The 8,641-nt window shown below is 61.3% G+C and carries 3 protein-coding genes; all 3 read right to left on the bottom strand.

Going from position 1 to position 8,641, the window contains the following annotated elements:
* Positions 1–74: 74 nt before the first annotated feature.
* Entirely contained in the window at positions 75–4,418 is a 4,344-nt protein-coding gene (locus M2432_RS05500) for a TIR domain-containing protein (protein ID WP_280825721.1), read from the bottom strand.
* A 213-nt stretch (positions 4,419–4,631) separates the two neighbouring features.
* Positions 4,632–5,531, bottom strand: coding sequence for an alpha/beta hydrolase (locus tag M2432_RS05505; RefSeq protein WP_280825722.1), 900 nt, complete (start codon positions 5,529–5,531; stop codon positions 4,632–4,634).
* A 106-nt stretch (positions 5,532–5,637) separates the two neighbouring features.
* Complete coding sequence (locus tag M2432_RS05510; protein ID WP_280825723.1) at positions 5,638–8,544, bottom strand: hypothetical protein; 2,907 nt, start codon at positions 8,542–8,544, stop codon at positions 5,638–5,640.
* Positions 8,545–8,641: the final 97 nt, after the last annotated feature.

Below are 8,641 nucleotides of genomic sequence, written 5' to 3' on the forward strand. Positions count from 1 at the left end.
CGAGCAGACGCTAAACCCCCAAATCCCACGGGATTTGGGGGTTTTTGCGTCTGCTCGTGGGGGAAGGGGGGCGGCTACCCCGGTATATCGAGCGAGGGGCAGGGAGCTCGGTAGTCGATGGTCGGCGATACCCATTCGGACCATTCCACTCGGGTCATATTCGAGGTGAGTTTGTGACAGAGTTCGTCACGCCAACCATTGGGGCCCGGCCATAGCATCCATCCGTCCTGTCCATGGGACACGATGTGCTTGCCGTCGGCAGTGAACTCGACGCTCCATACGCTGCCGGCATGCCCAACCATGGGGCTGCCAATCAAGCGACCAGTCTGTGCATCGCGAAGCTGGAGCGCCGACGTCTTCGCATCGGCGGAAACCGCATAGGCACCGTCGGAGCTCAAGCCCAGACTTGTAACCGCGGTGGTGCCATCGGTGGTACCTGGCCAAGGCTCGCCGACTGATTTCCCCGTAGCCGAATCGTACGGGCGCAGCGCCTTGGCTGTGCCCACCAGAACGCGTCGGCCGTCCGGGGTGATCGCGGCAGTGGAGAGCGGCAGGTCGGGCACATTATCCGGGAGTTCCATCAAGTCGGTCATGCGGCCGCCGCGCCCGACTACGGGCGGACCTACCAGCCTCCCGGAGTCGGTTTCCCAGACCCGGACAGCGGAAGTCGTCATATCGGGAGCATCAAAAACATTGCCCGTCTGCAAGGTCTTATCGCCGCCTGGCACATGATGCATCGGTGCAAAGGTCATCAATCGATGGCCGTCGGCGCTGAAATTCGCCTTCCCTACGAATTCGTCTCCCACATTCAGGGCGGCACCTTGAGGCGGAGTCGCCGAGATATCCCAAAGCCACGGATTGGAGTCGACGATAAGGGCAGCCAGGTGCCGCCCATCCGGGCTGAACGACAACCCGACAGTAACCGCAGCGGGTCCGGTCAACGTCGGGCCCTCGGGCTTGCCCGTCTGTGTGTTCCAGAACCGGACCGTCTTATCGGACGCGTCGGCCGCAGCAAGTACTTTGCCATCCGGTCGCCACGCCAGCGCTGAGACGGGACCGAGCTGGCCGGTCTGAATCGTACGGATGGGCGCGCCAGTATCCACGTCCCACAAGGCAATGTTGGATTGGTTGTTGACGTCACGAGTCGTGACGATACGTCCGTCAGGACTAACTGCCGCAGGCAGCGCGCCAGCCGAGGTGAATCCGGGAAGTTGCGTTCCGATCGACCGAACAGGCTCGGCCTCCCACACGTGGATTGTGTGGTCGCCGGCGCTGACGATGCGGGTGCCGTCATCGCTGTACACGACGGTGTCGACGGGTCCGGTATGACCGGTCAACGACTGCCCCACCGCCTCTCCGGTATCTGCATCGCGCACGCGGATTCTGCCGTCGGAGCTTCCGATAGCGATGCGTCGGCCATCCGGACTGAACGCCAAAGAGTAACCCCCATAACCGATTTCGGTTATCCCGTCAACGATTGGCCTGCCGGATGAATCGTCGGTGACGCGCAACTGTGTCGCATCCGTTGGATTGCCTCCGTTGTCTCCGACGAGATAACTCATTGACGCGATGCGTCGGCCGTCACGGCTGAAGTTCACACCGATGACGGGTCCCCGATGGGAGGGCAGCAACTGGTTCGCCCGCGAATGAGTGCCGACGTTCCACAGTTCCAGCGCGCCATCATTACCGCCGGTAACCAACTGATTGCCGTCAGGGCTGAATGCCATCGCCAGCACCCAGGGGTCGTGTCCGCGCATAGGCTCACCGATCTGCTTGCCCGTTCGCACGTCCCACAGGCGTATCGCGCCGTCATGATTCGCCGTGGCGAACACGGTGCCGTCGTAGCTGATCACGCCCATTTTCACATCATCGCGCTCAGTAGCCATCACATACAGCGACGCGCCGGTGTTCGCGTCCCAGATGCGGACCGTCCAATCTGGAAACGACGCCGAGGCAATCCAGCGCCCGTCCCGCACGTACGTCGCACCGGCTTTTCCGGTTTGTCCCGTTAGTGGATCGCCAACCGGCTTACCGGATTTCAGGTCCCACCTGCGAATAAGCCCGTCATCCCCGGACGACACCATCTGTCGCCCATCGGGACTGACATCGGCGTTGGTGATGTTGGTCTGCAATGAGATGACCCGTACCAATCGCCGGGTATCGATCACGGTATTGAGCACGGATTCCGGATCCGTGCCGGGCGCTAATGCCTCCGCCGCCAGCATCTGCTGGATCGCGCGCCGATCACCACCCAACCTGTTGTCGCCCAACATCGCTCGTGACTGCGCGACAAGTTTGGCAGCGACCGCCCGGCGTTCTGCCTCCCGCGCACGGTTGAAGCCGACAAACGCAACCCCCGCAACGACAACGATCACCGCCAACAACGCGGCAAGTATCTGTGAGCGCCGCCGCAGTGAGCGCGCATGCGCTTGCGCTGCCGCCTTGTCGTGTTCCAGCTTGTCGTTGACTCGACGCCGCGATGCCAGAACGAACTCAGCCGTAGGCTGTAGTCTCGATCCGTATCCCGTTCGTGCACTTAATGTTTCGGCTCCAGTCAGCCGCGCACCGTCAAGCAGCCAATCGTCGTGACGACTGCTGCGCTCCCAACCGACCGCGGCGCGTTCCACCGCATCGGCTTCGCGCAAATCCGACACTTCGTCCCGTAACCACTGCGCCAACTCATCCCATTGATCCAGCAGGCTCTCCAGAGCCACCTCAACAACGGTCTGACCGTTGCGCTCGCTCTTGACCAGCAGTCGCCGACCGACGAAAGCGTTCAACAGTGCGTGGCTGTCCTCGGGCAAGTCAGCCCAGCGCGCGATTCGCCGCATCGGTTGGTCGGTATCCGAATTCACCGTCGCCAACCAGGGAATGAATGCGTCATGCAGTCGATCGAGCTGTTCGGAGCGCTGCGCCGGATCCGCCGACAGCAAGCTGTCGATTTCGTTCTGCACCACCCCGCGCATACAGCCCATCGCCTCGTAGCGTTCGACGGTGACGGCGCCCTCGCTGCCGGCGTAGTCCTCGTACAGACGCGACAAAGTCAACGCCAGTAACGGTAATGTGTCGGCACCGCCGGACGCATCCTGAGCAAGTCGGTCAACGAGTTCCGGAGCAATGTCGAATCTCGACCCAGACTCTGCTGCCCTTCGGGCGGGCCCACAAATGACCTCAGTGAACTGTGCGGGCGGCATCGCCTTCAGCCGGTCGAACAGGTGACTCTGTACAGCCGACAACTGCGGAGCCGTTTGCAGTGGCTCAAACCGATCCGAGCGAATCGTTGCAACCACGATCATGTCCAGCCCGGTCGTAGCGGCACCGCTCAACAGCCGACCAACGAGCTCTAGAAATGCCGGCCCCTCGTCCCCCGCATCGACGCCGAACAACTCCTCGGCCTGATCAAGCGGCAGCACCAGCGTCGGCCGCTTCTCGGACGGCTCGGCGTCGAGGAACCGGAGGCGCGCGGCGCCGGCGGCCTCGACCAGCCAGGCGCACACAGTGCCCGCGTCGGAGATAGCGTTCTTGATCTCCCCCAGGCTCTGCCCCCTCAATCCGACCTCCGTACGGAGGTCATGAATCGAGCGCGCCAGGCCGGTCTCACCCGTCAGCGCATGCCGCTGCGGGCGCACCACGCTCATCGTCAAGAAACGTCGATCGTCGCGATACAAGCGCGGCAACAGGCCGGCCCTCAGAAACGAGGACTTGCCGACGCCCGAGGGTCCCAGGATGACGAACATCCGCTCGCGGCCCACGCCACGCATCTCGCGCAGGTCGTCCAAAGCACGGACGATCTGCGCGTCGCGCCCGAAATAGACTGCGGCATCAATAGATTCGAGCGGTTGCCAACCGCGATACGGCGAACGATTCGGATCCCTCTCAGGCGGCCACTCGAAACTGTCTGCACCGATTCCCACCGCGCGTAGTCCCGCCAGCAACCGTTGCAAGCCGTCGACCTGCAGTCTCACGGGTTGCTCGACACCGTCGACACGGATCTCTTCCGCAGGACCATCACCGAACAGGTCGCAGCCCTGCCACGCCCGAGTCACGTCGTCCTCGGTGAATGGTTCGATTCGCACGCAGAAGATTGGCTTGTGCATGCCCTCGGCCTGGCGGTACTCGGCACGACACTCCGCAGAGTTCGCCCAGTTGCTGGATACAAGGCAAATCACCGCCTCACAGCGCGCATTCGCCTGCCACAGCGCTTCGGTCCACCGCACACCAGTGCGGACACCCGTATCCGGATCCACATCAAGGTAGATCTCACCGACCAAACCCGGCTCGGCTTGTTCAAGCCAACGCTTGAGCGCAACCGCTTGATGACCGTCGCGCCTTGAGTAACTCAAGAAGACGCGCGACACGAGATCACACACCAGCCGTTTGACTTCCACCTCGCCATCGGTATCCCCACTTTCGTCCACGCACCGGTGTTTAGTTCGGCAACAACTCTCATACTGAGCACTAGGCCCACGCTGGACATAGGTACACGACTACTCAAATTTCGTGAGCCCTCAACAAGCAACATCGCCAATAATTGGTCACGCGCTGCCATACTCCGACTTCAAACAGCCCGAGACGTCGCCACCCTGCATGCAAACGCCAAATCGCTATGCACGTCTGCTCGCGGGTCCGGGTCAGTGAACAAAATCGCTTGTAGCCGATAGGAATTGGTCGGGCTTCTCCACCATGGGACTGTGCCCTGAGCCTTCGATGATGTGCGGTGGCAGACCGACCGCAGTGTAGCGCGCGACGTTGGCCCCCGTCGGTGTCAGCACATCCCGGTCACCCCGCAGCACCAACACCGGCTTACCCAACCGCTTTAGAGTCTCCGCGACAGGACGGCCGGTTGCCTTCGAGTCGCACACCCCGGCGTAGGCCAACTGCTCCAACGAGCGGTGCGCGAACTGCGGAACGGGGAAATCTGCGGCAAAGCCAGTCTGCAGCGAGCTGTCGATGATCGCATCGACGCCACGAAATCGATCCATCGCCGGCCCGACCACCGGCCAGCACACCATCCGACCGAGCAACGGCATGGCGGCCAGATCATCAGCCGCCAGCGTATCCGAAACCACAACCCGCCCAACCATTTCCGGGTACTCTGCGGCAAGGGCAGCCGCAACTTTCCCGCCCATCGAATGCCCGACCAGCGCGGTGTGCCGGACGCCCAATGCCTGCAATGCGCGATGCACCGCGTCAGCCTGACCGTCGGCGTGATAGGGCGCGGCATCGGTCGGCGCCTCGGATCCACCATGGCCGACGAAGTCCACAGCAATCACACGCCCGTTGGCGGCCAATGCCGGCGCGACCTTCTCCCACCACTCGATGGATGCCGAATACCCGTGCAGCAGAACGACAGCACGGTCACCGGGTGGTCCGTATTCACGGACATTCAGATCGGGTCCGTCCAACGCCAGCACGTGGCCACCCCCGAAGGGAGCCGCACTGCGACCGATGTGCGTCACGACCACCGCGTTCACCAGCAAGACCACCACCGCCGCCGCCACCTGCAGCCAGCCCAGAATGCGCAGTTTCATGGTGCGACGCTACCGCCGCCCGGAGGTGACGAAATAGTCACTACGCCAATGTGACTGGCGACCATTTCGCACTTTTGGCGGACTTCTGTTTCCAGCAACACTGCAACTACGCTCTGGGCTTTCCGGGACACACGTCCTTGTAGGGAGTGTCCGGGGATACCCAAGCTTTCCACTCGTCGTCATTCGGGTTGGTGATCAGTTTCTGGCATAGCGCGTGTTCCCACTCGGCCGGGGCAGGTAGCCGCCAGATTGAACTGTGACCGGCGGTAGGTCCGCTGCCGGCCAACGTCATTCCCTGCGCAATAACGTAAATCCAATGTCCGTCTTTACTAAAGTACACATAGGCGGCCTTGCCCATGGGTACGGTGCTCACTGGTTCACCGATTTCGCGTCCAGATTTGAGATCCCAGAACCGCAGCGTGTCATCGGTACCGGCGTTTCCGACGGAAACTAGATAGCGGCCGTCGGGACTGTAGTCGATATCGTTGACCTCGTCGGGGTGGCCTTTCAGCGGAAGACCTTCCGCCGCAGCGCTGCTCACATCCCACTGTTGGATGGTTCCCTTCCCTGACGCCGTTGCGATGTGCCTGCTATCCGGGCTCACTACCATGGCTGTGAATGCATCGGGACTGTCCGGACCACCGATCTGCTTAGCCTTCGGCGGCCTTATCGTCGTGTCCCAAATCCAGACCGAACCGTCGTGGCCACGGGAGAACAGGTGGGTACCGGTCTCGCTGAACATCAGTTGCACAACCGGGCCATTGTGTGCGTTCAGCGGCTCGCCGATCTGCTGACCTTTGCGCCAGTCCCATATACGTAATGTCCCGTCTTTGCTGGCGGATGCGATGGTGTTGCCATCGGGACTGAACGCAACTGCGTTTATGCGGTCGGTGTGCCCCTTCAGCGGAGAACTCGCTACTTTCCCCGTCGCAGCGTCAACGACGCGAATAATGTTGTCTTGCCCCACAATAGCGAGCGACCGGCCGTCACGGCTTCGTTGTACACTTAACGCCGAACCGAATGTGTCGCTGGAAATGTGCTCGACGTGCTGCCCAGTGTCGACATTGAAGAACTGCAGCACGTTGCCCCGGAGCACTTCGATCTTCAGTGAGTCTGTGGTGCCATCCAAACCAAAAAGTTCGTAGTCACCCACGGCAGCTTTCAGGCTACCCGCCGTCTCCACCGGCAGACGGGCATCGGGATCGCCCGCCAAGATCTCGACATCATCTCCTGAGACCGCCACGACGGTGTTTCCACGATCGGTGAAAGCCACGGATCGAACCTGCGATTGGAAACTCTGCGGATTACGGATGGGCTCCCCTGTGCCCGCGTCCCAGAGTTGCACCGTCCGCTCATTGCTACTAGTGGCGATCCTGCGCCCATCGGGACTGAATGCCAACGACCTAATCGTCCCGTAATTGCCGGTCTTTGGTGTCGCGACCAGCCGACCGGTGTTGGTGTTCCAGAGCCGAAGCGGCTCACCACCACTAATGGGCCCGAGACCATAACTTTGCCCGCCCGCAGCCACGACGCTGCCGTCCGGACTGAACGCAAGGCTTTCGATCATGTCGCCGGGGCCGATTTGATCATCCACAGACTGTTCGGTTTCAAGAAGTGCCGCACCGGTTTCCGCGTCCCATAGCCGCACGTTATCCTCGCCGCCCGCCGTGGCCAGGTGGTGCCCGTCTGGACTGAACTCCAGGGTATAAACTATCGCGTCAGGTTTGATCTGCAGCGTGTTGATCAACCGCCCACTCGTGGTGTCCCACAACCGCACGGTGTATTTGTTGGTGTCCACAGCCGCGACCCGGCGCCCGTCAACACTGACCGCGATATCCCACACGTCATCCTGCGTACCGAGCATCTGTTGCCCGATATAACTTCCCGCATCAAAATCCCAGACCCTGATCCCTTTGTCGGCGTCGGCGTTGAAGCTTGCGAGATAGCGTCCGGTAAAGCTGAGGCCCGTCAGAGTCCGATGCAGATCGGTTAACGGAGGGCCGATCGACTTCCAGGTCTGTGTGTCAACCAACTGAATTCCCTTGGCTCCGCGGTATGCAACACGCTGACCATTACCACTCACCGCGCGAACAGCCGGATAGATTGCCTGCACGCGCGGCGCATCGTTGAGCGCATCGAGCAACCCACCGAGATTCGTGTGTTCCGGAGAGATATGCTGTGCAGCAATGAGTTTGACAAATGCCGATAACTCACTGCCTGGCTGTTTGCCTGCTAAAATAGCCTCCCCTTCTGCGGTGAGCCGGTCTGTGTCGGCCTGACGCGTTTTCTCTTCAACTTCCTTTCGCTCGTGCCACGCGTTGTGCCATCCGAATCCCGCTATGACGACTGACACCAAGGCCACGACCAGTGCGAGACACAGCGCCCGGGTGCTCTTCTTGAGTTTCTGCGCTTGCTCCTGAGCCTCGATCTTGGCGCGTTCTTCGACCGCTGTTTGCTCTTGGGCGATACGTTCGCGCTCCTCCGCCTGCTCGGCGGCTTTGGTAAGCGTCGCCTTTTCTTCCTCAACTCGCCGCCGGTCTCGGTGTTCGCGCACAGCTGGGGTGAGTACGTCATGAGTCAACTCAATGCGCGGTGCGTCGTAACGATCTTCGAGCCTCAGCAGCCGCGAACCGATCAGCTCGTTGAGTTCGTCCTCGGAAAGGTGCGCAGGCACTGCATCCTCGAGGACGTAGTTGTTGCGGAACCCTTGTTCGCTGATCAGTTCTGACTCGATGAAGCGGGCGACGCTTGGTGGCAAATTCCGCACGCACGACGCGTAGTAGTTGGACAACGTGTCATGTTTGGCGTCTTCGACGAGCCGTTCATCGAACTTCGCCTGTCCGCGTCGCTTGCGTTCTTCGTTGAGCTCGCTACAGAACAAGCTGAGCAATGCCGGCTCGACACCTGACTCAACATGAGGACTTGGGCTACAGTCGGCACTCGTCGGAGCAGCGGGCAGATTCTGACCGGCGAGGATCTCGACCACTCTGCGCGCTAGCTCGTCGGTCATCATATGGGTCTGCTGCACGATCAGGTGACAGTTTTCTCACGCGGCTTGTCTGGCCGGTGCGGTCATGATTGCTTCGAATTCGATCGGGGTCAACCGGCCT

Source organism: Mycobacterium sp. OTB74, assembly GCF_029892685.1.
GTDB lineage: Bacteria > Actinomycetota > Actinomycetes > Mycobacteriales > Mycobacteriaceae > Mycobacterium.